The sequence below is a fragment of the Saccharothrix lopnurensis genome (genome assembly GCF_042658445.1).
GTDB lineage: Bacteria > Actinomycetota > Actinomycetes > Mycobacteriales > Pseudonocardiaceae > Actinosynnema > Actinosynnema lopnurensis.
In genome coordinates this window covers 138,916-163,951 of the sequence record NZ_JBHSQO010000014.1, presented here as the reverse complement: position 1 = coordinate 163,951, position 25,036 = coordinate 138,916, and the positions used below count along the sequence as shown (strand labels likewise).

Here is a 25,036-nt window from a genome sequence, read left to right as displayed (position 1 = left end):
CGCTCGACCGGAAAACCCTCAACCGGCGTCGTCGGCGCGGTCGGCGGTGGTCGCGGCCCCGTCGGTCGCCCCGGTGGACGCCCCGTCGTCGGCCGCGGCGGAGCGGCGGCGGCCCAGCGCGACCGCCACGCCGACGGCCGCCAGCGCGACCGCGGCCAGCACCCACACCCACACCGGCACCCCGCCGCCGTCCTCCTCCGCGGCGGTGGCGGTGGCGACGGCGGACGACGTGGTGGCCGCCGTGGTCGCGGTGGTGGTGGTCGCCGCCGCGCTGCTGGTGGCGGCCTCCGTCGTGGTGACCGGAGGGGCCTCGGTGGGCGGGGTCCCGGCCTTGGTGGTCGGGGCCTGCCCGGTGGCCGGCGCGGGCAGGGTGAAGGTGATCACGCCGTCCACGAAGTCGCCGTCGAGGGACTCGACCCGCCAGGCCAGCGCGTGCTGCCCGGCGGGCGAGCCGCTCGCCTTCAGGGGCACGACCAGGCTGGAGCCCCGGGCGCTGATCTCGCCCAGCGGCCACGCCGCGCCGTCCGGGCCGGTCACGGTGATGCCGGCGCTCTCCGCGGGCACCGGCTCGCTGAACGTCAGCGTCAGCTGCTGGGGCCGCTGGGCCAGGGTCGCCCCGTCGGCCGGGTCGCTGGAGATCAGCTCGGTGTGGGCGAACGCCGGGGACGCGACCCCGACCAGGGCCAGCACGGCCAGCAGCGCCGAGAGCGCCAGTCGCTTCATACCGGTAGTTCTACCGGGTCGGGGGCGTTCCCCGCCCGTCCGCCGGCGGCCGGTCGCCGGACTGCTGCCTGCCGCCGCCGTCGCCCCGCACGGCATTGCCCTCCAGCACGGCGTCGGCGGTGGCGCCGGAGGCCACGACGGTGACGGTGTCGCCGGTGTCGATGTCGGCCAGGTCGCCCTGGCCGCCGTTGACCCGGGTGTCCTCGTCCACCCGGTAGGTCGTGGTGTAGCCGTCGGGGCTCTTGACCGTGATGGAGGCGTCGGAGACCTCGGTGACCTCGCCGTTCTGGAACTCGCCGTGCTGCGCGTCCCCGAACGGGCCGCCCATCACCACCAGGCCGCCGGGACCGCCCTTCACGCCGTAGCCGCGCGGTCCGCCCAGGCCCTGCCGGGCGGCCTCGGAGTTGCCGGCGGCGTAGATGACGCCACCGCCGGCCGCGGCGATGCCCACGGCGACGGCGATCGCGACGAGGGTCCGGCGGCCGTTCCAGCCGGGACCGGGGGCGGCCTGCGGCGGCGGGTCCCCCCAGGTCGGGTTCTCGGGTTCGGTGCTCATGGCGACCACGGTCGCGGGCCCGCCTGTGCGTGGGCTGTGCGGTCCTTGGGCGGCCGCTGTGCGTCGGCCGCCGTGCCTCGGCAGCCCCGGCGGTGGTTCACAGGTGGTACACAGGACCGGCACAGCAGGGGCTCAAGGGCCGCGCACACGATGGGAGCATGCGCTCAGTGTCCGCAGCAGGGCCGTCCCCCGAACTCCGCCGCCCGGACGGCAGTCCCGTGCGCGTCCTGGTGGTGGACGACGAGTCCACCCTCGCCGAGCTGATGTGCATGGCGCTGCGGATGGAGCGGTGGGAGGTGCGCACCGCGCTGGACGGCACGTCCGCCGTGCGCGTGGCGCGCGGGTTCCACCCGGACGTGGTCGTGCTGGACGTCATGCTCCCCGACTTCGACGGCCTGGAGGTGCTGCGCCGGCTGCGCGCCGACGCGCCCGGCCTGCCGGTGCTGTTCCTGACCGCCAAGGACGCCGTGGAGGACCGCATCGCCGGGCTCACCGCGGGTGGCGACGACTACGTCACCAAGCCGTTCAGCCTGGAGGAGGTCGTGCTCAGGCTGCGCGGCCTGCTGCGCCGCACCGGCGTCACCGGGGCGACCGCGGGCACCGAGCTGGTGGTGGGCGACCTGGTGCTGGACGAGGAGACGCGCGAGGTGCGCCGCGGGGGCACGTCGGTCGACCTGACCGCGACCGAGTTCGAGCTGCTGCGGTACCTGATGCGCAACCCCCGCAGGGTGCTGTCCAAGGCGCAGATCCTGGACCGGGTGTGGAGCTACGACTTCGGCGGCCAGGCCAACATCGTCGAGCTCTACATCTCCTACCTGCGCAAGAAGATCGACGCGGGCCGGCCGCCGATGATCCACACCATGCGGGGCGCGGGCTATGTCCTCAAACCTGCGCCCTAGGGCGTGGTCGCTGCGCACGCGGCTGGTCGTGGGGCAGCTGGCCCTGCTCGCCGTGGTGTGCGCGGTCATCGGCGTGGTGAGCGGGTTCGCGCTGCGCGACTTCCTGACCGACAAGCTGGACGAGGAGCTCGGCCGCACCGCCGACCGCGTCACCCGCGCGCTGCCGCCACCGCCGGGCAAGCGCCCCGACGACCCGCTGACCGGCCCGGGGGTCGGCACCGGCACGCTGCTGGTCGTGCTCGACCCGGGCCGCGCGCCCGCGGGCGTGCGGCTCGACGACAGCGCCGAGGCCGAGGACCTGCCCGCCGACGTGAGCGCGCTGGTGGCCTCGGGCACGGGCGCCGCGCCGCGCACCGTGGACCTGGGCGGGGACCTCGGCGAGTTCCGGGTGGTCGCCACCCCCGCGCGGACGGGCGAGGTGGTGTTCACCGGCCTGTCGCTGGACGGCGTGAACAGCACGGTGTGGCGGCTGGGCCTGATCCTGGGCGGGGTGTCGCTGGCCGGGCTGCTGGCGGTGAGCCTGGCCGGGACGTTCGTGGTGCGCCGCGCGCTGCGGCCGCTGGACCGGGTCGCCGACACCGCCGCCCGCGTGGCGGAGCTGCCGCTGCACCAGGGTGAGGTGGCGCTGGCCGAGCGGGTGCCCGAGCAGGACACCAACCCCGGCACGGAGGTCGGCAAGGTCGCCCTGGCGCTGAACAGGATGCTCGGCCACGTCGGTGGCGCGCTGGAGGCCAGGCACGCCAGCGAGACGCGGGTCCGGCAGTTCGTCGCCGACGCGAGCCACGAGCTGCGCACGCCCCTGGCCGCGATCCGCGGGTACGCCGAGCTGACCCGCCGCAGCACCGACGAGGTGCCGCCGCAGGTCGGGCACGCCATGCGGCGGGTGGAGTCCGAGGCGGTGCGGATGACCTCGCTGGTGGAGGACCTGCTGCTGCTCGCGCGGCTGGACGCGGGCCGGCCGCTGGGCCGCGAGCCGGTCGACCTGTCGCGGCTGGTGGTGGACACCGCCGCCGACGCGCGGATCGCGGGCCCCGACCACGAGTGGCGGCTGCGGCTGCCGCCGGAGGCGGTGCTGGTCACCGGGGACGAGCACAAGCTGCACCAGGTGCTGGCGAACCTGCTGTCCAACGCCCGCGTGCACACCCCGCCCGGGACCACGGTGGTGACGTCGCTGTCCACCGGCGGCGGCGCGGTGGAGGTGGCGGTCACCGACGACGGGCCCGGCATCCCGCAGGAGGCGCAGGGCGAGGTGTTCGAGCGGTTCGCGCGCGGCGACACGTCCCGCTCGCGGGCGGCGGGCAGCACCGGGCTGGGGCTGTCGATCGTGGCCGCCGTGGTGGCGGCGCACGGGGGCGACGTGCGGGTGACGAGCCGGCCGGGCCGGACCACGTTCACGGTCCGGTTGCCGCGCTGACGCCGGTGCTGGTGCTGGTGCTGGTGCCGGCACTGCCGCCGGCGAAGGCGAAGGCGTTACCGACGCGGGTGCCGCGACGCGCACAGCCGGCTCACAGCGCGGCCACAAGGACCACCCAGGCCGGCCGGACACGCTCGGCCCATGCGAGCGCGACTACCCCTGTTGCTGTTGTCGGTCGGGACGGCGGTGCTGTACCTGTGGCGCCTGGGCGATTCCGGGTGGGCCAACGCCTACTACTCCGCCGCCGCCCAGGCCGGGGCGGAGAGCTGGCACGCGTGGTTCTTCGGCGCCACCGACGCCGCGGGCGCCATCACCGTCGACAAGACGCCGGCGGCGACGTGGGTCATGGGACTGTCGGCCCGGCTGTTCGGGGTCGACGCGTGGAGCATCCTGGTCCCCCAGGCGCTGATGGGCGTGGCGAGCGTGGCGCTGCTCCACGCCGCGGTGCGCCGCACGGCCGGTGAGGCGGCCGGGCTGATCGCGGGCGCGGTGCTGGCGCTGACGCCGGTCGCGGTGCTGATGTTCCGGTTCAACAACCCCGACGCGCTGCTGGTGCTGCTGCTCGTGGCCGGGGCGTACTGCGTGGTGCGGGCCACCGAGACCGCCTCGCCCCGGTGGCTGGTCCTGGCGGGCGCGGCGGTGGGCTTCGCGTTCCTGGCCAAGATGCTCCAGGCGTTCCTGGTGCTGCCCGCCTTCGGCCTGGTGTACCTGGCGTTCGCGCCCGCCGGGCTCGGCCGGAAGGTCGGGCACCTGGTCGCCGCGCTGGGTGCGGTGGTGGTCGCGGGCGGCTGGTGGGTGCTGGTCGTCGAGCTGGTGCCCGCCGACTTCCGGCCCCACATCGGCGGCTCGCAGGAGAACAGCGTGCTCGAACTCGCGCTGGGCTACAACGGTCTGGGCCGGCTGACCGGGGAGGAGGTCGGCAGCGTCGGCGGTGGTGGCGGTTGGGGCGCCACCGGGTGGAGCAGGCTGCTGGGCGCGGAGATGGGCGACCAGATCGCCTGGCTGCTGCCGACCGCGGTGGTGCTGCTCGTCGCGGGCTGGTGGGCGGCCGGGCGGGGCGGGATCGGGCAGGGCCAAGCCGGGCAGGACCGCGCCGGGCGGGGGCCGACCGGACAGGGCCGGGCCGAGCGGGTCGGGCTGGCGCTGTGGGGTGGCTGGCTCGTGGTCACCGCCGCGGTGTTCAGCTCGATGAACGGGATCATCCACGCCTACTACACGGTGGCCCTGGCGCCGGCCGTCGGCGGGCTGGTCGGGATCGGCGCGGTCGCCCTGTGGCGCGAGCGGCGGGAACCGGTCGCCGCGGCGGCGCTGTCGGGCGCGGCGGCCGTGTCGGCGCTCCAGTGCCACCTCCTGCTGCGGGACTGGTCCGTGCCGCTCGCCTCGGTGGTGCTGGTGCTCGGCCTGGTGGCCGCGGTGGGCCTGTTCCTGGCCGCGGTCGCGCCCGCCGCGGTGGTCGTGCCGGTCGCGCTGGTCGCCGCGCTGCTCGGGCCCGGCGCCTACTCGGTGGCCACGGCCGCCACCCCGCACTCCGGCGCGATCCCCAGCGCGGGACCGGCCCGGACCGGCGGCGGGACGTTCCTCTCGCGCGTCGGCGGCAAGGGCGGGCCCGGTGGCCTGCTGAACGCCGGTGAGCCCGGCGAGGAACTGGTGGCGCTGCTGCGCGACAGCGACGGCTCCACGTGGGCCGCGGCGGCGGTGGGGTCCAACAACGCGGCCGGGTTCCAGCTCGGCAGCGGGAAGCCGGTGATGGCCGTCGGCGGGTTCAACGGCACCGATCCCGCGCCGACGCCGGAGGAGTTCCGGCGGCTCGTGGCCGAGGGCCAGGTCCACTACTTCCTCGGCGGCGCGGGGATGCCCGCCGAGAGCGGCAGCGACGCGTCCGAGCGGATCGCCGAGTGGGTCGAGGAGAACTTCACCGCCACCACCGTGGACGGCGTGGCCGTCTACGACCTCACAGCCGGGGCACAGGCATGACACACGAAGCGCCCAGCCCGTCCCGCGACGGTGGGCCCATGACACCCGCGACGTTCCCGACGACCACGGTCCTCGACGTGGTGGTCCCCGTGCACGACGAGGAACGCGACCTCGCGCCGTGCGTGCGCAGGCTGCACGCCGACCTCGTCCGCGGCTTCCCCTACACCTTCCGGATCACCATCGCGGACAACGCGAGCACCGACCGGACCGCCGAGGTCGCCGACGCGCTGGCCCGCGAGCTGCCCGGCGTGACGGCCGTGCACCTGCCGCACAAGGGCCGGGGCCGCGCGCTCAAGGCCGTCTGGTCCACTTCGGACGCCGCGGTGCTGGCCTACATGGACGTCGACCTGTCCACCGACCTGGCCGCGCTGGCGCCGCTGGTGGCGGCGCTGGTCTCCGGCCACTCCGACCTGGCGATCGGCAGCCGGCTCGCCCGCGGCGCGCGGGTCGTGCGCGGGCCCAAGCGGGAGTTCGTCTCCCGCTGCTACAACCTGATCCTGCGCGGCACGCTCGCCGCCCGCTTCACCGACGCCCAGTGCGGGTTCAAGGCCATCCGCGCCGACGTGGCGCGCCGGCTGCTGCCGCACGTGGAGGACACCGGCTGGTTCTTCGACACCGAGCTGCTGGTGCTGGCCGAACGCGCGGGCGCGCGCATCCACGAGGTCCCGGTGGACTGGGTCGACGACCCCGACAGCCGGGTGGACATCGTCCCCACCGCGGTGGCCGACCTGCGGGGCGTGGCCCGGGTGATGCGCGGCCTGGCGACCGGGCGCATCCCCGTCGGCGAGCTGAGCGCCCAACTGGGCAGGCGACCGCTGGAGCCGCACGCGCCCGGCGTCCCCGCGGGGCTGGTGCGGCAGCTGGTGCGGTTCAGCGCGATCGGCGTGGTCAGCACCCTGGCCTACCTGCTGCTGTTCGTGCTGCTGCGCGGCGGGGTGGGCGCGCAGGGCGCGAACCTGGTGGCGCTGCTGGTCACCGCGATCGGCAACACCGCGGCGAACCGCCGGTTCACCTTCGGCGTGCGCGGGAGGCGGCACGCGGGGCGGCACCAGTTCGAGGGGCTGCTCGTCCTCGCCCTGGGCCTCGGGCTGACCAGCGGCGCGCTCGCGCTGGCGCACCGGATCGCTCCGCCCGGCGGTCACGCCGAGCTGGCCGCCGTCGTGGTGGCCAACCTGCCGGCCACCGTGCTGCGGTTCCTCCTGCTGCGCAACTGGGTCTTCCGCCTGCGCCCGCCCGCCGGGACCGGCGCGCACGCGGACGTCGTCCCCGAGAACACCGACACCCGAACCCTGGAGACCACCCGATGACCGCGACCCTGAGCGCACCCGCCCCGGCGGCGCACGACGCGCCGACCCCGGACCGGGGCTGGACCACCCCCGCGCTGGTCGTGCTGCTGGCCGGCACCGCGGTGCTGTACCTGTGGGACCTCACCGCCTCCGGCTGGGGCAACAGCTACTACGCCGCCGCCACCCAGGCGGGCGCGCGGAGCTGGACCGCCTGGCTGTTCGGCGGCTCGGACGCGGGTGGCGTGATCACCGTCGACAAGCCGCCGGCCGCGCTGTGGGTCAGCGGGCTGTTCGCGCGGGTCTTCGGCTTCTCCAGCTGGACCGCGCTCGCGCCGCAGGCGATCGAGGGCGTGCTGGCGGTGTGGCTGCTGCACGCCACCGTGAAGCGGACCTCCGGCCCGGTAGCCGGGCTGCTGGCGGGCGCGGCGCTCGCGGTGACCCCGGTGGCCGTGCTGGTGTTCCGGTTCAACCTGCCCGACGCGCTGCTGGTGCTGCTCCTGGTCGCCGGGGCCTACTGCACGGTGCGGGCGCTGGAGACGGCCTCCGGTCGGTGGCTGGCGCTGGCCGGCGTGGCGGTCGGGTTCGCGTTCCTGGCCAAGATGGGCCAGGCGCTGCTGGTGCTGCCCGCGTTCACCGCGGCCTACCTGCTGGCCGCGCCGACCTCCCCGGGCCGGAGGTTCCTGCACCTGCTGGGCGCGGGGCTCGCGGTGGTCGGGTCGGCGGGGTGGTTCGTCCTGCTGGTCGAGCTGTGGCCGGCGGGGTCGCGCCCCTACATCGGCGGCTCCTCCAACGACTCGCTGTGGGAGCTGGCGCTGGGCTACAACGGCCTGGGCCGCATCTTCGGTGGCGGCGGCGGTGCGGGTGGTGTGGGTGGTGGCACGGGCAACGGCAACATCGGCTTCGGCGGCCGCACCGGCGCCGACCGGCTGTTCGGGGCGAGCATGGGCGGCGAGATCTCGTGGCTGCTGCCCGCCGCGCTGATCGGGCTGGTGGCCGGGCTGTGGTTCACCCGCCGCGCGCCGCGCACCGACCGCACCCGCGCCGCGCTGGTGCTCTGGGGCCTGTGGGTGCTGGTCAACGGGGTCGTGTTCAGCTTCATGAGCGGCATCACCCACCCGTACTACACGGTCGCCGTGGCACCGGGCGTCGCCGCGCTCGTCGCCATCGCCGGGCGCGAGCTGTGGCGGGGTCGTCGGCACCTGCCGGCGCGCGTGGCGCTCGCGCTCGTGGTGGCCGCCGCCGGGTTCTGGGGCTTCGCGCTGCTCGCCCGCCACCCCGACTGGGCGCCCGCCCTCCGCTGGGTGGTGCTCGCGCTGACCGTGCCGGTGGCCACGGCGGTCGTGATGGGCGTGCGCCGGGTCGCGGCCCTCGCCGCGCTCACCGCGGTGCTGTCCTCGGCCGCGTTCGGGTTCGCCACCGCCGCCACCCCGCACAGCGGGTCCATCCCCCTGTCCGGGCCCGCGGCGTACGCGGGGGCGGGCGGCGGTCCCGGTGGGGGCGACGAGATCGCCGGCGGGGTCTCCGCCGAGCTGGTCGACCTGCTCAAGGGCACCGACCGCACGTGGGCCGCCGCCACGCTCAGCGCGCAGAGCGCCGCGGGGCTGGCCCTGGCCTCCGGCAGGTCGGTCATCGGCATCGGCGGCTGGAGCGGCGGCGACCCCGCGCCCACGCTGGAGGAGTTCCAGCGCTACGTCGCCGAGGGGCGGGTCGGCTACTTCGTCGGCGAGGGACCTGGTCCGGGTGGCCGGGGTGGGGGCGGGGAGATCTCCGAGTGGGTGGCGGCCAACTTCGAGGCGGTCGACGTGGGCGGGTCTACGGTCTACCCGCTGGGTTAGCCGTCGCGGGGCGGAGGCGGCTCGCCGGGCTGGGGTTGGCCGGGCTGGTTGGCCAGCCGCCGGGCTGGCTGGCCGGCGGGGCTGGCAGGCTGGACAGCGGGGCCAGCCGGGCCAGCTGGCGGCTGGCGGCCGCCGGCCGGCGGCCGGCGGCGAAACGCTAGCGGAACGCCGGGTACAGCGGTAGCTCCACCACCGCCGCCCCGTACCGCGAGACCAGCGCCGAGACCACGTCATCGGCGTGCGCCGCCACGTGCTTGACCCCCAGCGCGAGCGCGTCGGCCCGCAGCCGCACCCACCGCGCCACCAGCACCTGGCCGCGCGGCGGCGAGTCCAGCGGCCGGTGGCCCGAGGGCAGCGCCGCGCCCAGGCCGGGCAGGGCGCGCCACGTGCCCAGCCACACCCACAGCAGCTGCGCCTCCAGCAGCCGGGGCAGGAAGACCGCGTCGTCGTCCAGGTCCGGCCACACCGACGACACCTCGGCCCGCCACGCCGCGACCATCGCCTCCGACATGCCCGCCGGCAGGCCGTAGGCGCACCAGCACGACGGGAACGGCACCCGCAGGCACGCGGCGTCGAACACGACGTCCCGCACGCAGCCGCCCTCGAAGTCCAGGAAGCGCACGCCCCGGCTGGTCACCAGGTGGTTGTCCGGGCAGGAGGTGGACGGGCTGAACGCCCGCCTGCGGGACGTGGCGAACCCGCGCACGGCCTGGTCGGAGAACTCCCGCACCGGCTCCGGCGTGGACACCCCCAGCGACCCGGCGAGCAGGTCGGGCAGGCCGGCCAGCGCCGCGTGCACGTCCACCGCGATGGGGTCGGCGCAGCACTGGCTGCCCTGGCGGCGCATCAGCGCGTCGAAGTCGGCGTCGCGCCCGGCGGTCGCCGCGTGCAGCCGGCCCATGGCGTGCGCCCAGGCCAGCAGGCCCCGCTCGGCGGTCCGCGCGTCCGAGCCGAGCAGCTTCTCCGCCAGCCGGGGCGCCTTGCCGAGGTCCTCCAGCACGACGAGCCGCTTGGCGTTGTCCTGCGCCACCAGCTCCGGGGTCAGCCGGTCCTCGCCGGGCAGCGCGGTGAGCAGCTTGTGGCTCACCACCTCGTGCGCGAACGGGTCGCGGTCGGCCACCGGCGAGGGGTAGCGCTTGAGCACCAGCGTGCGGGGCAGCGAGAACGGGGTGCGCGTCACGCGGACGCGCGCCACCACGGACCGGCCCGCTCCCCCGAGGTCCTCCGGGTCGGCCAGCCGGACCGGCGCTCCGAACCTCCCGCTCAACACGGACTCCGCCGCCTTCACCGCGTCGTCCAGCTCGGAGGGGGCAGCGTCGTCGATGTCCTGGGGGCCGGCGGTGATGTCCAAGCTCATTGCCTCCGACCCTACCCCCGGTGGCGACCGACGTGACAGAACCCGTCCGGGCACCGTGACGGTAGTGCTCACCCGGCACCCGGTGCCACCTTTTGGCCGGATTGGCGCGCCGATCAGCCGGTCGACAGCGGTCTGCCCACGTCACGGGGCCGGCGACGCCGGTTGCGCACCGCCAGGACCAGCGCCGCGGCCACCACGACGCCCACCAGGTTCACCGCCAGCTGCGTGATCGAACGGAGGCATATGTCCCACTCCCCGAGAACGGCGGCGACCGCGGCGTAGCCCGCCGCGGGCACGGTGGTGACCGAAATGAACACCCCGACGAGCGCCGCCGACTTGGCCGACGTCATCGACAGCATCCCGGCCGCGCCCGCCAGCAGGGCCACGATCAAGGAGAACGGGCCGACCTCGAACACGAAGTCCACCTGGTGCCCGGCCAGCGCCAGGTCCCGGTCGAACAGGTCGGTGTAGGAGCCGAGCCACGCGCCGAACGCGGTGATCAGCATCGCCAGCGGGAACCCGAGGGCGAGCGCGGCGCCGGCCCGGCGCACCAGGTCCCAGCGCCGCAGCACCAGGCCGACCGCGATGGCGGCCAGCGGCCCGAACTCCGGGCCCACCACCATCGCGCCGACCAGGGTGACCGGGGAGTCGGTGACCACCGCGACCGCCGTGAGCAGGCACGCGATGGTCAGGAACGCCTGGAACGTGGTGTTGAGCCGGGACTCCTCGCCGGTGCGGGCGATCAGCTCCTCCCACACCACGGCGTCCGCGCCGTCGCCCGGCACGGACGCCTCGGCGCGGTCGGCCGCGTCGGACAGCGCGGTGTCGATGACCTCCAGCGTGACCCCGCCGTCGCGGTCCAGGCCGAGCGCGCACAGGGAGGCCACCACCTCGTCGGTGGCCTCCCGCGCGACGTCGGCCTCGACCACGTCGCCCGCGGGGCGGACGGCGGCGCCGCGCACCAGCACCAGGTGCGTCACGCCGGGGTGCTCCCGGAGCAGGTCGAGCACCCGGTCGGTGCGGTCGACCGGGCTCACGGCCCGCAGGTGCAGCACGGTCTTACTGCTGCTTGTCCGCCGCGGGCTTGGCGTCCACGCCCGCCTCCTTGCGCTGCTGCGCGGTGATCGGCGCGGGCGCCGCGGTCAGCGGGTCGTAGCCGCCGCCGCTCTTGGGGAACGCGATGACCTCGCGGATCGAGTCGTAACCGCCGATCAGCATGGCGATGCGGTCCCAGCCGAACGCGATGCCGCCGTGCGGCGGGGCGCCGTACTTGAAGGCGTCGAGCAGGAAGCCGAACTTCTCCTGCGCCTCCTCCGGGCCGATGCCCATGATCCCGAAGACCTTCTGCTGCACGTCGGCACGATGGATTCGGATCGAGCCGCCGCCGATCTCGTTGCCGTTGCAGACGATGTCGTAGGCGTAGGCCAAGGCGCTGCCCGGCTCCTCCTCCAGCCGGTCGGCCCACTCCGGGGTCGGGGAGGTGAACGCGTGGTGCAGGGCGGTCCACTTGCCGCTGCCGACCGCGACGTCGTCGCTCTTGTCGGCGGCCTCGAACATCGGGAAGTCGACGACCCAGACGAACGACCAGGCGCCTTCCTCGACGAGGCCGACCCGGTGGGCGATCTCCACCCGGGCCGCGCCGAGCAGGGCGCGCGCGCCGTCCGGGTCGCCCGCGGCGAAGAACACGCAGTCGCCGGGGTTCGCGCCCACGGCCTTGGCCAGGCCGTCGCGCTCGGCGTCGGAGAGGTTCTTGGCGACCGGGCCGCCGAGCGTGCCGTCCTCGCCGACCAGCACGTAGGCCAGGCCCCGGTGGCCGCGCTGCTTGGCCCACTCCTGCCAGGCGTCGAGGGTGCGGCGCGGCTGGGAGGCGCCGCCGGGCATGACGACCGCGCCCACGTACTGGGCCTGGAACACCCGGAAGGGGGTGTCCTTGAAGTACTCGGTCAGCTCGGTCAGCTCCAGGCCGAAGCGCAGGTCGGGCTTGTCCGAGCCGTACTTGGCCATGGCCTCGGCGTAGCTGATCCGACGGATCGGCAGGCTGACCTCGTGCCCGGCCAGGTCCTTCCACAGCGCGCGGATGATCTTCTCCGACAGGGCGATCACGTCGTCCTGCTCGACGAAGCTCATCTCGATGTCGAGCTGGGTGAACTCCGGCTGCCGGTCGGCGCGGAAGTCCTCGTCCCGGTAACAGCGGGCGATCTGGTAGTAGCGCTCCAGGCCGCCGACCATCAGCAGCTGCTTGAACAGCTGCGGCGACTGCGGCAGCGCGTACCAGGAGCCGGGGCGCAGGCGGGCGGGCACCAGGAAGTCGCGGGCGCCCTCAGGGGTGGAGCGGGTCAGCGTCGGGGTCTCGACCTCGACGAAGTCCTCCGCGTGCAGCACCTCGCGGGCGATCCGGTTGGCCTCGCTGCGCAGGCGGACCGCCTTGGCCGGGCCGCTGCGGCGCAGGTCCAGGTAGCGGTGCCGGAGGCGGGCCTCCTCGCCGACCTCCAGGTGGTCGTCGAGCTGGAACGGCAGCGGGGCCGCCTCGTTGAGCACCTCCAGGGAGGAGGCGTAGACCTCGACCTGGCCGGTGGGCAGGTCGGGGTTCTCGCTGCCCTCGGGGCGGCGCGACACCTCGCCGACGACCTTGACCACGAACTCCGAGCGGAGGCGGTGGGCGCGCTCGGCCATCTCGCCCTCGCGGAACACCACCTGGGCCACGCCGGAGGCGTCCCGCAGGTCGATGAAGATGACACCGCCGTGATCGCGCCTGCGGGCCACCCACCCGGTCAGGGTGACGGACTGCCCGGCGTGCTCGGCGCGGAGCTTCCCGGCCTCGTGCGTGCGCATCACGGGTACAGCTCTCCTCGGGGTAGCTCAACTGACGGTCGGTCGTCAAGGCTAGCCAACGGCCCCGTGGCCGGCGCCACCAGGTTTCGCCCACGACCGGGGCGGCGGTCCGCGGCGGCTCCGGGAGGACCGGGCCGGGCCGGACCGGGGCCGCGAACGCGGACGGGGCCGCCCCCGTGGAGGGACGGCCCCGAACCGGCGGGTGGAGCGGGTCAGGCGGTCGGCGCCAGGTAGAGCAGGCGGTTCGGGGAACCCGAGCCGGGGCTGCCCACCACGCCGGTGGTCGCCTGGGCGACCAGGTAGCTCGCCACCTGGGCCGGGGTGGCCGCGCGGTTGCCCTGGAGGTAGCGGGCCGCCGCGCCGGCGACGTGCGGGGCCGCCATCGAGGTGCCGCTGATGGTGTTGGTGGCGGTGTTGCTGGTGTACCACGCCGAGGTGATCGACGAGCCGGGCGCGAAGATGTCCACGACCGAGCCGTAGTTCGAGTAGCTGGCGCGGGCGTCGGTGTTGGTGGTCGCGCCGACGGTGATGGCCTCGGTCACGCGGGCCGGGGAGAAGCCCGACGCGTTGGCGTTGCTGTTGCCCGCCGCGAGGGAGTAGGTGACGCCCGCCGCGATCGAGCGGCGCACGGCCGCGTCGATGGTGGTGGAGGCGCCGCCGCCCAGCGACATGTTCGCCACGGCCGGCTTGACGTGGTTGTTGGTCACCCAGTCGATGCCCTCGACCACGTCGGCGGTGGTGCCGGAGCCGGCGTTGTTCAGCACGCGGACGCCGTAGACGGTCGCGCCCTTGGCCACGCCGTAGGTGCTGCCGGCGATGGTGCCCGCGACGTGCGTGCCGTGGCCGTTGCCGTCCTGGGCGACGCTGTCGTTCTCGACCGCGTCGTAGCCGTTGCGGGCGCGGCCGCCGAAGTCGTTGTGCGAGATGCGCACACCGGTGTCGATGACGTAGACGTTCACGCCCGAGCCGGTGGAGGTGTAGTTGTAGGTGGTGCTCAGCGGCCGGTTGCGCTGGTCGATGCGGTCGATGCCCCAGGTGGCGTTGGTCTGCGTGGCCTGGGTGGTGAAGACCTGGTCCTGCTCGACGTACTCGACGGCCGGGTTGGCCGCGAGCCGCTTGGCGGCCTTCTCGGGCAGCGACACGGTGAAGCCGTTGAGCGCCTTGCTGAAGACGGTGTCGACCTGACCGCCGTACTGCTTCGCCAGGCCGTCCGCGGACGCGGCGGAGCCGTCCTTGAGCTTGACGATGAAGTGGTTCTGCACCTTGTGCGCGGCGTCCGCGGCGCGGATCTCGCCCTCGGCGGCCTGCGCCGGGGCGGCCAACAGGGACGTCGCGGTAACGGCGAGCGCCGTCGCCCCGACACCGGCCAGGACCCGGACCTGTCGTGACTGTCGCATGCGGCTTCCTTCTACGATGCGGTGGCCCGACCTCAACCCGAGGAGCTTGCAGGGCTCGGGTGGGTGACGTTGGGCCACCTTGCCCTCGCTGACGGTCACAACGTAAGCAACCAGGTGGTTTGTCCGGAAGTGTGAACTTTTCCCAGTTGGTTCGACTGCGTCAACAATCCGAGTGACCTGCGGTTTCCCGAAAAGTGGGAGACGTGGTAGAACCCTCGGCGCCGCCGTCCCGCCCGGCCACCGCGTTCGGCTTCACCGGGGCGGGGTGGCCGGGGTGAGCCGGTGGCGCGCCGCCGGCTCACCCCCTCGGCTCACCTGGTGGGTGACCAGTGGAGCAGCCGGCCCCAGGACAGCGGCGTCGCCTCGGCGACCACGGCGGCGTGCACCTGCGCCGGGGTCGCCGTCGGGTTGAACTGGAGGTACCGCAGGGTCACGCCGGTGACGTGCGCGGTGGCGAACGACGTGCCGCTGAGCGTGTTGGTCCCGCCCGAGCCCCACGGCACGGTGATGTTCACGCCCGGCGCGTACACGTCGACCACGCTGCCGTAGTTGGAGAACGGGGCGCGCGTGTCGGTGGCGGTGGACGCGCCCGAGGTGATGGCCTCGCGCACCCGGGCCGGGGAGGAGTTCGCCGCGTCGGTGTTGCTGCCGCCCGCGGTCACCGAGGCGGTGACGCCCGCCGCGATGAGCCGGCGCACGGCGTCGTCGACCGCGGTCGAGGCGCCGCCGCCCAGGCTGAGGTTCGCCGAGGCCGGCTTGACGTGGTTGCGGGCCACCCAGTCGATGCCCGCGACGACGCCGGCGGTGGTGCCGCTGCCGGAGGCGTCGAGCACCCGGACGCCGCACACCAGGCCCTCCTTGGCCACGCCGTAGGTCCGGCTGGCGATCACCGCCGCGACGGCGGTGCCGTGGCCGTTGCCGTCCTGCGGGACGCCGTCGTTCTCGATCACGTCCCAGCCGCCGCAGGCGCGGCCGACCAGCTCGGGGTGGGTGGTGTTCAGGCCGGTGTCGATGACGTAGGCCCGGGTGCCGCGGCCGGTGGAGGTGTAGCTGTAGGCGCGGTCCAGCGGCAGGGCGCGCTGGTCGATGCGGTCCAGGTTCCACGGCGGGTTGACCTGGGTGGCGTAGGGCCGCACGACCTGGTCCTGCTCGACGTACTCGACGGCGGGGTCCGCGGCCAGCCGGCGCGCCTGCCGCTCGGTCAGGGTCGCGGCGAAACCGCGGAACGGGCCGGTGTAGGTGCGGGTGACCTGCCCGGCGAGCCGGTCGGCCGGGTCGGGCGCGCCGTCCCTGACCTTGACGACGTAGCTGCCGGGGACGGCGTCGGGCGAGCCCGCGTGCAGGACCGCGGCCTCGGCGTGGGCGGGGACGGTGAAGGCGGTGAGGGCCAGGGCTACGACGCCCAGGCCGGGCAGGAGCTTGCGCACGGCAGGTCCTTCCTCAGGGGTGGCAGGGGGTTCACCGGAGGGGTGGCAGGGGGTTTCACCGGGTGGGGGTCGGTGCGGGAGCCGACCGCCCACGGCAGCGGGGTGGCCTCGCGCACGATGTCGGCGCGCGCCCGCGCGGGCGTGGCGGCGGGGTCGGCCTCCAGGTACCGCGCGGTCACCCGGTCGGCGGCCGCGACGTCGGCCGGCTTGACCACGTAGCCGCCGGGGACGGCGTCGGGCGAGCCCGCGTGCGGGACCGCAGCCTCGGCGTGTGCGTGTGCGTGGGCGGGGGCGGGGGCGGCGGCCGGGGTCGCGCCGGCGAGGCCCGGTGGGGGCTTGCGCATGGGCGTTCCTCCGCGGGGTGGGGGAACCGGAGCGGGTCGCGCGCCGGGAACCCAGTGTGCCGAACCCGGCCGGGTCGCGGGGAGGCGTCGCGGGCGCGGGTTCGGGGAGAACCGCGCCCGTCGGTCATTGGACATCCATTCAACACTGTGGAGAAATACCGACGAAGCCTTTGCGAAAGAAGTGCGCGGCTTCTCCGCGCCGTTGCGGAGAACTCGTTCGACAGTTCTCGGTGGAACACCGTTCCGCAGTCCGGGTACGACGGTGTGACCAGCGCTTATGCCGACCCGGGCGGCCTGCCGCAGGTCGGCGCGCGTGCGCCTGCACATGCGCCCGCGTGCGCTCGTTACCTCTCTCTGAAGTGATCTTGACCACGCCGATGTGCCCCACATCACCCCACGTAGCCAAGGCTGTGCGGGATGCTCGACGGTGGGCGGACCGGGGTGGCCCGGTGCCCGGATCGGCCCGAACAGGGCCTTCACACCCCTGCTGTTAATGAGAATTCAAACATTCCACCGCCGACGGGATTCGGCGGCCGATTCGGTTAAATTCACGTCGACAAACCCGATCGGCTGTACCGCGCCGGCGATTTCGCGCGATAACGTCGCTCGCCTTGTCCACAGGGAGAACGGAGCGAAGATGCCAACGCCAGTCGTCGGACAGGAATCGCGACTGCGCGATCCCCGACGGGTCGACACGGGGGCCGACCCCTTCGCGGACGCGTTGCGGGCCGCGATCCGGGCGAAGGGCCTGAGCCTGGAGCGGGTCCAGCACAAGCTCCGGGGGCGCGGGGTGGCCGTGAGCATCGCCGCGTTGAGCTACTGGCAGTCCGGCAGGCGGCGACCCGAACGACCGGACTCGCTGGCCGCCGTGGGCCACCTGGAGGAGATCCTGGAGGTCGGCGAGGGGGGTCTGAGCGCGCTGCTGGGTCCGCCGCGGCCACGCGGCAAGGCCAGGCCGAGGACACGGGTGCCGGGACCGGAGGGCTGGGTCGGCGAGAACGACTACGCGTCGATCGCGGAGCTGCTGGCCGACGTCGACACCACCACCGACCAGGACCTGACCCGGCTCAGCCTGCGCGATCAGGTCGAGCTGGCCATGGACGGCAGCACCCGGCGGGTGCGCTCGCGGCAGGTGCTGCGCGCCGAGCGGTCGGGCGTGGACCGCGTGCTGCTGGGGTACGACACCCGGCTGCCCGGCGACCCGCTGCCGGTCATCGGCACGCTGCGCTCGTGCCGGCTCGGGCGGGTGTCCGCCGACCCGCGCAACGGGCTGATGGTCGCCGAGCTGCTGTTCGACCGCCCGCTGCGCCGCGGCGAGCGGACCGCCGTCGAGTACGAGCTGATCCACGTCGCACCGCACCACCCGACGTTCGACAACACCTACTCGCGCCGCTTCCGGCACCCGGTGCGCGAGTACGTCCTGGAGGTCAGGTACGACTCGCGGTGCCGGCCCTCCCGCTGCGAGCAGTTCACGACCGGCCTGACCGGCGGGGAACCGACCGACGTGCACGAGACCCCGGTGGACACCTGGGGCTACGCCTACGCGGTGGCGCTCGACTCCGGCCCCGGCGTGGTCGGTCTGCGCTGGGACTGGTGACCCCGGCGGGGACTAGTAGGAGCGCGGCAGCCGCAGGGTGTGCTGTGCCACGAAGTTCAGGATCATCTCCCGGCTGACCGGGGCGATCCGGGACAACCGGGACGCGGCCAGCATGGCGCCCAGTCCGTACTCGGACGACAGCCCGTTGCCGCCGTGCACCTGGATGGCCTGGTCCACCGCCCCCGCCACCGCTTCCCCCGCCGCGTACTTGGCCATGTTGGCCGCTTCACCCGCGGCCCGGTCCTCCCCAGCGTCGTAGAGAGCCGCGGCCTTCTGGGTCATCAGTCTCGCCAGTTCGACCTGGATCGCGCACTGCGCCAGCGGGTGCGCGACGCCCTGGTGCGCGCCGATCGGCGTGTCCCAGACGGTCCTGGTGCGGGCGTACTCCCCCGCCAGGTCCAGTGCGCGGCGGGCCATGCCGGTGGCGAACGACGCCGCCATGATCCGCTCCGGGTTGAGCCCGGCGAACAGCTGGGCCGGCCCCGCGTCCTCGGCGCCCACCAGCGCGTCGAGGGGCAGCCGGACGTCGTCGAAGAAGCAGGTGAACTGCTTCTCCGGGGACACGAGCTCCATCGGGATGTGCCGGTGGGTGAAGCCGGGAGCGTCGGTCGGCACGATCATCAGCGACGGCCGCAGCCGGTCGCCCGGTCCCGCGCCGCGCGGGGCGCCGGGGGCCACGTGCCGGGCCACCACCAGCACCGCCTCGACCTCGTCGACCCCGGAGATGTAGTACTTGCCGCCGTCGAGCACCCACTCGTCGCCGTCGCGGCGCACGGTGGTGGTGAGCCGGTGTGCGTTGGAGCCCGCGTCCGGCTCGGTGATGGCGAACCCCATCTTCGTGGTGCCGGCCGCGAAGCCGGGCAGCCACCGGCGCTTCTGCTCCCCGGTGCCGAAGCGGGCGATGACCGTGGCGCAGATGGCGGGCGAGACCACCGTCAGCAGCAGCGGGCACCCGGCGGCGGCCAGCTCCTCGCAGACCGCGGCGAGGTCGCCGATGCCACCGCCACCGCCGCCGTACTCCTCGGGCACGGCCACCCCGAGGTAGCCGAGCCGGCCCGCGTCGGCCCACAGCTCGTCGGTCTTCTCCCCCGCCCTGGCCTTGGCGGTGAAGTACTCGTGGCCGTACCGGCGGCCCAGGGCGGCGACCGCCGCGCGCAGGTCCCGCCGCTCCTCGCCCTCGGTGAAGTTGATCGTCATGACGCCCCCGCCTCCACCACCGCGAGCAGCTCGCCCGCACCGACCTGCCGACCCGCCTCGACGAGCACCCGCTCGACCACGCCGCCGTGCGCGGCGAGCACGCGGTGCTCCATCTTCATCGCCTCCAGCACGAGCAGCTCCGCGCCCGCCTCCACGCGCTGCCCGGCCTCGACCGACACCCGCACCACGGTGCCCGGCATGGGCGCCGCGGTCGCGCCCTCGACCCCCGCGGCCCGCCGCTCGGGGAACCGGGGCCGCAGCACCAGCGCCACCGGCCCGACCTCCACCCGGTCCCCGCGCACCTCGACCGGGAACGTCTCGCGCACGCCGCCGAGCTCCAGCGTGACGGCGTCCGGCGACGCGGCCACCACGGTCGCGTCGACGTCCGTCACCACGCCCGCGCGGGTGTGCCGGTACTCGACCGCCACCTCCCGGTCTCCGTGCCCGAACACCACGCGCTGCGGCTGCGAGGGCAGGTTGCGCCAGCCCGGCGGCAGGGCGGTGCGGCGGCGCTCGGCCAGCGCGAGCGCCCCCGCCAGCGCGGCGGGCCGCGCGTCCACCTCGGGGGCCGCGGTGAGGCCGTGCTCGTCGAGGAACCCGGTGTGGGTGTCGCCCGCCTCGAACGCGGGGTGGCGCAGCGTGCGCACCAGCAGGTCGCGGTTGGTGACCAGGCCGTGCAGCCGCGCGCCCGCCAGCGCGGCGGCGAGCTTGCGCACCGCCGCGCGCCGGGTCGGGGCCCACGCGATCACCTTGGCCAGCATCGGGTCGTAGTGCACGCCGACCTCGCTGCCGTCCTCCACGCCGCTGTCCACCCGCACGCCGCCGGGCAGCCCCGCGCCGGGCACGGCGAACCGGTGCAGCGTGCCGCTCGCGGGCCGCCAGTCGCGCGCCGGGTCCTCCGCGTAGAGGCGGGCCTCGACGGCGTGGCCGTTCGGCGCGGGCGGCGCGGCGGGCAGGCGCTCGCCCTCGGCGACGGCGAGCTGCCAGGCCACCAGGTCGAGCCCGAACACCTCCTCGGTGACCGGGTGCTCCACCTGGAGGCGGGTGTTGACCTCCAGGAAGTGGAACGCGCCGTCGTCGGCGTAGAGGAACTCCACCGTGCCCGCGCCGACGTAGCCGATGGCCCGCGCGGCGGACACCGCGGCGTCGACCAGCCGCGCCCGCGCCGCCGGGGTCACCGCCGGGCTCGGCGTCTCCTCGATGATCTTCTGGTGGCGGCGCTGCACGGAGCACTCCCGCTCGCCCAGCGCCCACACCGTGCCGTGGGCGTCGGCGAGCACCTGCACCTCGACGTGCCGGGCGCGCTCCAGCAGCGGCTCGCAGAACACCGTGCCGTCGCCGAACGCCGACTCGGCCTCCCGCCGCGCCGACTCCAGGCACCCGGCCAGCTCCGCGCGCGAGCGCACCACGCGCATCCCGCGCCCGCCACCGCCCGCGGACGCCTTGACCAGCACGGGGAACTCCGTGACGACATCGGGGTCCAGGTCGGGCAGCACGGGCACGCCGGCCGCCGCCACCCGCCGCTTCGCGGTGACCTTGGAGCCCATCGCCTCGATCACCCCCGGGTCGGGCCCGACCCAGGTCAGCCCGGCGGCCAGGACCGCGCGGGCGAACGCCGCGTTCTCGGACAGGAACCCGTAGCCCGGGTGCAGGGCGCCCGCGCCCGCCTCCAGCGCGGCGGCCACCAGCAGGTCCGCCCGCAGGTAGGTGTCGGCGGGCGCGGCGCCGGGCAGGCGCACCGCCGCGTCGGCCTCGCGCACGTGCGGCGCGCCCGCGTCGGGGTCGGAGAACACCGCCACCGGCGAGACGCCCAGCTCGCGGCACGTCCGCACGACGCGGCGCGCGATCTCGCCCCGGTTGGCGACCAGCAGCCTGCGGATCATCCCCACCTCACATCCGGAAGACGCCGTAGCCGTCGGCGCCCCTGATCGGTCCACTGTGGATCGCGGACAGGCACAGGCCGAGGACCGTGCGGGTGTCGCGCGGGTCGATCACGCCGTCGTCGTAGAGCCGCCCGGACAGGAACGGCGCGAGCGACTGCTGCTCGACCTGCTCCTCGACCGCGCGGCGCATCGCGGCGTCGTGCCCGTCGTCGTAGGGCTGCCCCTTCGCGGCGGCGGCCTGCCGCGCCACGATCGACAGCACGCCCGCGAGCTGGGCCGGGCCCATGACCGCGGACCTGGCGTTGGGCCAGGTGAACAGGAACCGGGGGTCGTAAGCCCGGCCGCACATGCCGTAGTTGCCCGCGCCGTAGGAGGCGCCCATGACCACGGTCAGGTGCGGCACGGTGCTGTTGGACACCGCGTTGATCATCATCGCGCCGTGCTTGACGATGCCGCCCTGCTCGTAGCGCTCGCCGACCATGTAGCCGGTGGTGTTCTGGAGGAACAGCAGCGGGGTGTCGGCGGCGTTGGCCAGCTGGATGAACTGGGTGGCCTTCTGCGCCTCCTCGCTGAACAGCACGCCGCGCGCGTTGGCCAGCACCCCGACCGGGTAGCCGTGCAGGTCGGCCCACCCGGTGACCAGGCTCGTGCCGTAGTCGGGCTTGAACTCGTCGAACCGGGAGCCGTCGACCAGCCGGGCCAGCACCTCGCGCGGGTCGAACGGCACCCGCGGGTCGGTGGGCACCAGGCCCAGCAGCTCCTCCTCGTCGAACAGCGGCGCCTCGACGGGCCCCGGCGCCGGGCCGAGCTTGCGCCGGTTCAGCCGGGCCACCACGCGGCGGGTGAGCCGGATCGCGTCCACCTCGTCCTCCGCCACGAAGTCCGCCAGGCCGGAGGTGGTGCCGTGCATCCGCGCGCCGCCCAGCGACTCGTCGTCGGACTCCTCGCCGGTGGCCATCCTGACCAGGGGCGGGCCGCCGAGGAACACCTTGGCGCGGTCCTTCACCATGATCACGTAGTCGGACAGGCCCGGCACGTACGCGCCGCCCGCGGTGGCGTTGCCGAACACCGCGCTGATCGTCGGCACGCCCGCCGCGGACAGCCTGGTCAGGTCGCGGAACGCCCGGCCGCCGGGGATGAAGATCTCGCTCTGGCTCGCCAGGTCCGCGCCGCCCGACTCGACCAGCCCGATCAGCGGCAGCCGGTTGGCCAGCGCGATGTCGTTGGCGCGGAAGGTCTTGCGCAGCGTCCACGGGTTGCTCGCGCCGCCGCGCACGGTCGGGTCGTTGGCGACGACCACGCACTCCACGCCCTCGACCACGCCGATGCCGGTGACCACGCTCGCGCCCAGCGGGTGGTCGGTGCCCCACGCGGCCAGCGGCGACAGCTCCAGGAACGGGCCGTCCGGGTCCACCAGCAGCTCGATCCGCTCGCGGGCGAGCAGCTTGCCGCGCCGGTGGTGGCGCTCGGTGTACTTGGGCCCGCCGCCCGCGAGCGCCCTGGCGTGCTCGGCGTCCAGCTCGGCGAGCTTGCCCAGCAGGGCCTCCCGGTTCGCGGCGTACTCCGGGGAGCGGGTGTCCAGCGCGGTCCGCAGCGTGCTCATGCCGTGTACCCCAATCGCCTCGCCGCCAGCTCGGTCATCACCTCGGTCGCGCCGCCGCCGATGCCCAGGATGCGCGCGTCCCGGTAGTGGCGCTCGACCTCGGTGTCGCGCAGGTAGCCCGCGCCGCCGTGCAGCTGCACGGCCTGGTCCACCACGTGGGAGCACGCCTCGACGGCCGCGTTCTTGGCGAAGCACACCTGCGCCACGGCCTCCTCGCCGCGCGCCACGCGCGCCGCCACCTCGCGGGTGTAGGTGCGGGCGAGGTCGACGCGCTGCGCCATCCCCACCAGCCGGTGGCTCACCACCTGGCGGGCGATGAGCGGCTTGCCGAACGTCTCGCGCCGCCGGACGTAGGCCGCGGTGAGGTCCAGGGCGCGCTGCGCCGTCGCGTACGCCTGCACGGCCAGGGAGATCCGCTCCGCCTGGAACTGCCGCATGATCAGCCCGAACCCGGAGTTCTCCGCGCCCACCAGGTTCGCCGCGGGCACGCGGGCCCCGACGAACGACAGCTCCGCGGTGTCGGAGCAGTGCCAGCCCATCTTCTCCAGCCTGCGGTCGACGGCGAAGCCGGGCGTGCCCCGCTCGACCACGAGCAGGCTCACCCCCTGGTGGCCCGGACCGCCGGTGCGCACGGCCGTGGTCACGAAGTCGGCCCGCGCGCCGGAGGTGATGAAGGTCTTGGCCCCGTCCACCACGTAGTGGTCGCCGTCGCGGCGCGCCGTGGTCCGCAGCGCCGCCACGTCCGACCCGCCGCCGGGCTCGGTGATGGCCAGCGCCCCGATCAGCTCGCCCGCCAGCGCGGGCCGGGCGAACCGGTCGACCAGCCCCGGGTCGCCCGCGTCGATGATGTGCGGCACCGCGATGCCGTGCGTGAACAGCGCGGCGACCAGGCCGGACGAGCCGCCCGCCTGGATCAGCTCCTCGGTCACCACGACGGTGTCGAGCAGGTCGCCCGCGCCGCCCGCGGCCTCGGGGAAGCCGATGGCCAGCAGGCCGATGGCGGCGGCGCGCCGGTGCAGCTCGCGGGGCAGCTCGCCCGCGCGCTCCCAGTCGGCCAGGTGCGGCACCACCTCCCGCTCGGTGAACCGGCGGACGGTGGCGCGCAGGTCGCGGCGCTCCGGGGTGTCGAACAGGTCGGTCGTGGTCACAGCAGGTCCTCCGGGACGTCCAGGTGCCGGGAGCGCAGCCACTCGCCCAGTGCCTTGGCCTGCGGGTCGAACCGGGTCGAGGACGCGACGCCGTCGCCGAGCAGGCCGCGCAGCACGAAGTTCAGCGCCCTGAGGTTGGGCAGCTCGTACCGGACGACCTCGCCCGCCTCGGGCAGCAGCTCCCCGAGCCGGGTGGCGGTCAGCTCGGCGCGCAGCCACTCGTACCGGGCGTCCGTGCGCACCCAGACGCCCAGGTTGGCGTCGCCGCCCTTGTCGCCCGAGCGGGCGCCGGCGATGGTGCCGAGCGGGACCCTCCGGGTGGGCACCCCTCGGGTGGGAACCCCTCGGGTGGGCCCGCTCATACCTCGACCACCTCCCCGCCGGGCAGCACGACCCGGTGCGGCACGGACCCGCGCGGCACGTAGGCGGCCCGGTACACGCCGAACGGGGTGCCGTCGCCGGGCGGCGCGGTGACGTGGAAGCCCGGGTAGGAGGCCAGTGCCAGCTCGACGCCGGCCCGGGAGAACGCCTTGGCGCGCTTCGGGTCCGGGGTCTTGATCGTGACGTGGAGCAGCGCGCTGGCCGTCTCCTCGGTGTCGGCGTCGGCGCGGTCGGTGCGCGCCAGGGTCCAGGTCAGGCCGTCCGCGCCGAGCGCGCCCTCCAGCTGGCGGCGCACCAGGTCCGCCTTGGCGCCCACGTCCAGGCCGGTGAGCACGAACGTGGTGGAGTTGCGGAACCCGCCGAGGGTGTTGAGGCAGACCTTGAGCGTGTCCGGCGGCGGCGAACCCCGGACCCCGGAGATCCGCACCCCGCGGTCGTGCGGGTCGAGCCGGATCGTGTCGAAGTGGCTGACCACGTCCGGGCCGGGGTAGGCCGGGTCGCCGATCTCGTAGAGCAGCTGCGCGGTGACCGTGTCGACGGTGACCGCGCCGCCCGTGCCGGCGTGCTTGGTGATCAGCGCCGACCCGTCGGCCTCGACCTCCGCGATCGGGAACCCGGGCCGCGCGGCGTCGATCTCGGTGAAGAACGCGTAGTTGCCGCCGGTGGCCTGGGCGCCGCACTCCAGCACGTGCCCGGCGACGGTCGCGCCGGCCAGCCGGTCCCAGTCCGCGCGGCCCCAGCCGAAGTGCGCGGCGGCGGGGCCGACGACCAGCGAGGCGTCGGTGACGCGGCCGGTGACCACGACGTCCGCGCCCGCCCCGAGCGCTTCGGCGATGCCCCACGCGCCCAGGTAGGCGTTGGCGGTGAGCGCCCCGGGGAAGTCCGCGCGCAGGTCGTCGCCGGTCACGTGGGCGACCTTGGCGCCGGTGCCCAGCGCGTCGATCGCCCTGGCCAGGCCGGCGGGGTTGAGGCCGCCCGCGTTGGACACGATCCGCACCCCGCGCTCCAGCGCCTCGCCGAGCTCGTCCTCCAGCTGGCGCAGGAAGGTGCGCGCGTAACCCAGCTCCGGGTCCCGGGCCCGGTCGCGGCCCAGGACGAGCATGGTCAGCTCGGCCAGGTAGTCGCCGGTGAGCACGTCGAGTTCGCCGCCGCGCAGCATCTCGCGGACCGCGGAGAAGCGGTC

General features: G+C 75.0%; 18 protein-coding genes and 1 pseudogene. 6 read left to right on the top strand and 13 right to left on the bottom strand.

The features are described from left to right. Positions 1–18: 18 nt before the first annotated feature. Both ACFP3R_RS16675 and ACFP3R_RS16670 read right to left on the bottom strand, forming a co-directional pair. On the bottom strand, positions 19–723 hold the full coding sequence (locus ACFP3R_RS16675; protein ID WP_380637115.1) for a copper resistance CopC family protein: 705 nt from the start codon (positions 721–723) through the stop codon (positions 19–21). Positions 724–733: 10 nt separating this feature from the next. Next, positions 734–1,279, bottom strand: a complete 546-nt coding sequence (locus tag ACFP3R_RS16670; RefSeq protein ID WP_380637114.1) for a hypothetical protein — start codon at positions 1,277–1,279, stop codon at positions 734–736. A gap of 158 nt (positions 1,280–1,437) precedes the next feature. On the opposite strand from ACFP3R_RS16670, the gene ACFP3R_RS16665 reads away from it, so the two are divergent. The 5 genes from ACFP3R_RS16665 (at position 1,438) to ACFP3R_RS16645 (ending at position 8,687) form a co-directional block, all read left to right on the top strand. Further along, positions 1,438–2,178 carry a response regulator transcription factor gene (locus ACFP3R_RS16665; RefSeq protein ID WP_380637113.1) on the top strand — a complete coding sequence of 247 codons (741 nt, stop codon included), beginning with the start codon at positions 1,438–1,440 and terminating at the stop codon, positions 2,176–2,178. Then, positions 2,156–3,592, top strand: coding sequence for a sensor histidine kinase (locus ACFP3R_RS16660; RefSeq protein ID WP_380637112.1), 1,437 nt, complete (start codon positions 2,156–2,158; stop codon positions 3,590–3,592). Before ACFP3R_RS16665 ends, ACFP3R_RS16660 begins: the two co-directional genes overlap by 23 nt. A 141-nt stretch (positions 3,593–3,733) precedes the next feature. Continuing rightward, positions 3,734–5,566, top strand: coding sequence for an ArnT family glycosyltransferase (locus tag ACFP3R_RS16655; protein ID WP_380637111.1), 1,833 nt, complete (start codon positions 3,734–3,736; stop codon positions 5,564–5,566). Then, a complete protein-coding gene (locus ACFP3R_RS16650) occupies positions 5,563–6,873 on the top strand; it encodes a bifunctional glycosyltransferase family 2/GtrA family protein (RefSeq protein WP_465269993.1) in 1,311 nt (436 codons plus the stop codon). The genes ACFP3R_RS16655 and ACFP3R_RS16650 overlap by 4 nt, the downstream gene beginning before the upstream one ends. Next, entirely contained in the window at positions 6,870–8,687 is a 1,818-nt protein-coding gene (locus ACFP3R_RS16645; protein WP_380637109.1) for an ArnT family glycosyltransferase, read from the top strand. Before ACFP3R_RS16650 ends, ACFP3R_RS16645 begins: the two co-directional genes overlap by 4 nt. Before the next feature lie 157 nt (positions 8,688–8,844). Here ACFP3R_RS16645 and ACFP3R_RS16640 read toward each other — a convergent pair whose 3' ends face one another. The 6 genes from ACFP3R_RS16640 to ACFP3R_RS16615 form a co-directional block, all read right to left on the bottom strand. Then, a complete protein-coding gene (locus tag ACFP3R_RS16640) occupies positions 8,845–10,044 on the bottom strand; it encodes a hypothetical protein (protein WP_380637108.1) in 1,200 nt (399 codons plus the stop codon). Between the two features lie 113 nt (positions 10,045–10,157). Then, positions 10,158–11,099 (bottom strand): DUF389 domain-containing protein, encoded by a 942-nt coding sequence (locus ACFP3R_RS16635; RefSeq protein ID WP_380637107.1) that lies wholly within the window; start codon positions 11,097–11,099, stop codon positions 10,158–10,160. 4 nt (positions 11,100–11,103) lie between these two features. Next, positions 11,104–12,879 carry an aspartate--tRNA ligase gene (aspS, locus tag ACFP3R_RS16630; protein ID WP_380637106.1) on the bottom strand — a complete coding sequence of 592 codons (1,776 nt, stop codon included), beginning with the start codon at positions 12,877–12,879 and terminating at the stop codon, positions 11,104–11,106. A 209-nt stretch (positions 12,880–13,088) separates the two neighbouring features. Continuing rightward, on the bottom strand, positions 13,089–14,273 hold the full coding sequence (locus ACFP3R_RS16625; RefSeq protein ID WP_380637105.1) for a S8 family peptidase: 1,185 nt from the start codon (positions 14,271–14,273) through the stop codon (positions 13,089–13,091). Between the two features lie 311 nt (positions 14,274–14,584). Beyond that, a complete protein-coding gene (locus tag ACFP3R_RS16620) occupies positions 14,585–15,700 on the bottom strand; it encodes a S8 family peptidase (RefSeq protein WP_380637104.1) in 1,116 nt (371 codons plus the stop codon). Next, complete coding sequence (locus ACFP3R_RS16615) at positions 15,667–16,044, bottom strand: hypothetical protein (RefSeq protein ID WP_380637103.1); 378 nt, start codon at positions 16,042–16,044, stop codon at positions 15,667–15,669. The genes ACFP3R_RS16620 and ACFP3R_RS16615 overlap by 34 nt, the downstream gene beginning before the upstream one ends. 637 nt (positions 16,045–16,681) lie before the next feature. Here ACFP3R_RS16615 and ACFP3R_RS16610 point away from each other — a divergent pair. Further along, positions 16,682–17,641 carry a hypothetical protein gene (locus ACFP3R_RS16610; RefSeq protein ID WP_380637102.1) on the top strand — a complete coding sequence of 320 codons (960 nt, stop codon included), beginning with the start codon at positions 16,682–16,684 and terminating at the stop codon, positions 17,639–17,641. A gap of 12 nt (positions 17,642–17,653) precedes the next feature. On the opposite strand, the gene ACFP3R_RS16605 is transcribed toward ACFP3R_RS16610, so the two are convergent. From ACFP3R_RS16605 to ACFP3R_RS16585, 5 genes and pseudogenes are all read right to left on the bottom strand, one after another. Next, positions 17,654–18,832 (bottom strand): acyl-CoA dehydrogenase family protein, encoded by a 1,179-nt coding sequence (locus tag ACFP3R_RS16605; RefSeq protein WP_380637143.1) that lies wholly within the window; start codon positions 18,830–18,832, stop codon positions 17,654–17,656. Positions 18,833–18,834: 2 nt separating this feature from the next. After that, entirely contained in the window at positions 18,835–20,721 is a 1,887-nt protein-coding gene (locus ACFP3R_RS16600; RefSeq protein ID WP_380637101.1) for an acetyl/propionyl/methylcrotonyl-CoA carboxylase subunit alpha, read from the bottom strand. Between the two features lie 7 nt (positions 20,722–20,728). Further along, a complete protein-coding gene (locus ACFP3R_RS16595) occupies positions 20,729–22,324 on the bottom strand; it encodes an acyl-CoA carboxylase subunit beta (RefSeq protein WP_380637100.1) in 1,596 nt (531 codons plus the stop codon). After that, positions 22,321–23,472 (bottom strand): acyl-CoA dehydrogenase family protein, encoded by a 1,152-nt coding sequence (locus ACFP3R_RS16590; protein WP_380637099.1) that lies wholly within the window; start codon positions 23,470–23,472, stop codon positions 22,321–22,323. Before ACFP3R_RS16590 ends, ACFP3R_RS16595 begins: the two co-directional genes overlap by 4 nt. Then, positions 23,469–25,012: pseudogene (locus ACFP3R_RS16585) on the bottom strand (acyclic terpene utilization AtuA family protein). Before ACFP3R_RS16585 ends, ACFP3R_RS16590 begins: the two are co-directional and overlap by 4 nt. Between the last annotated feature and the right edge of the window lie 24 nt (positions 25,013–25,036).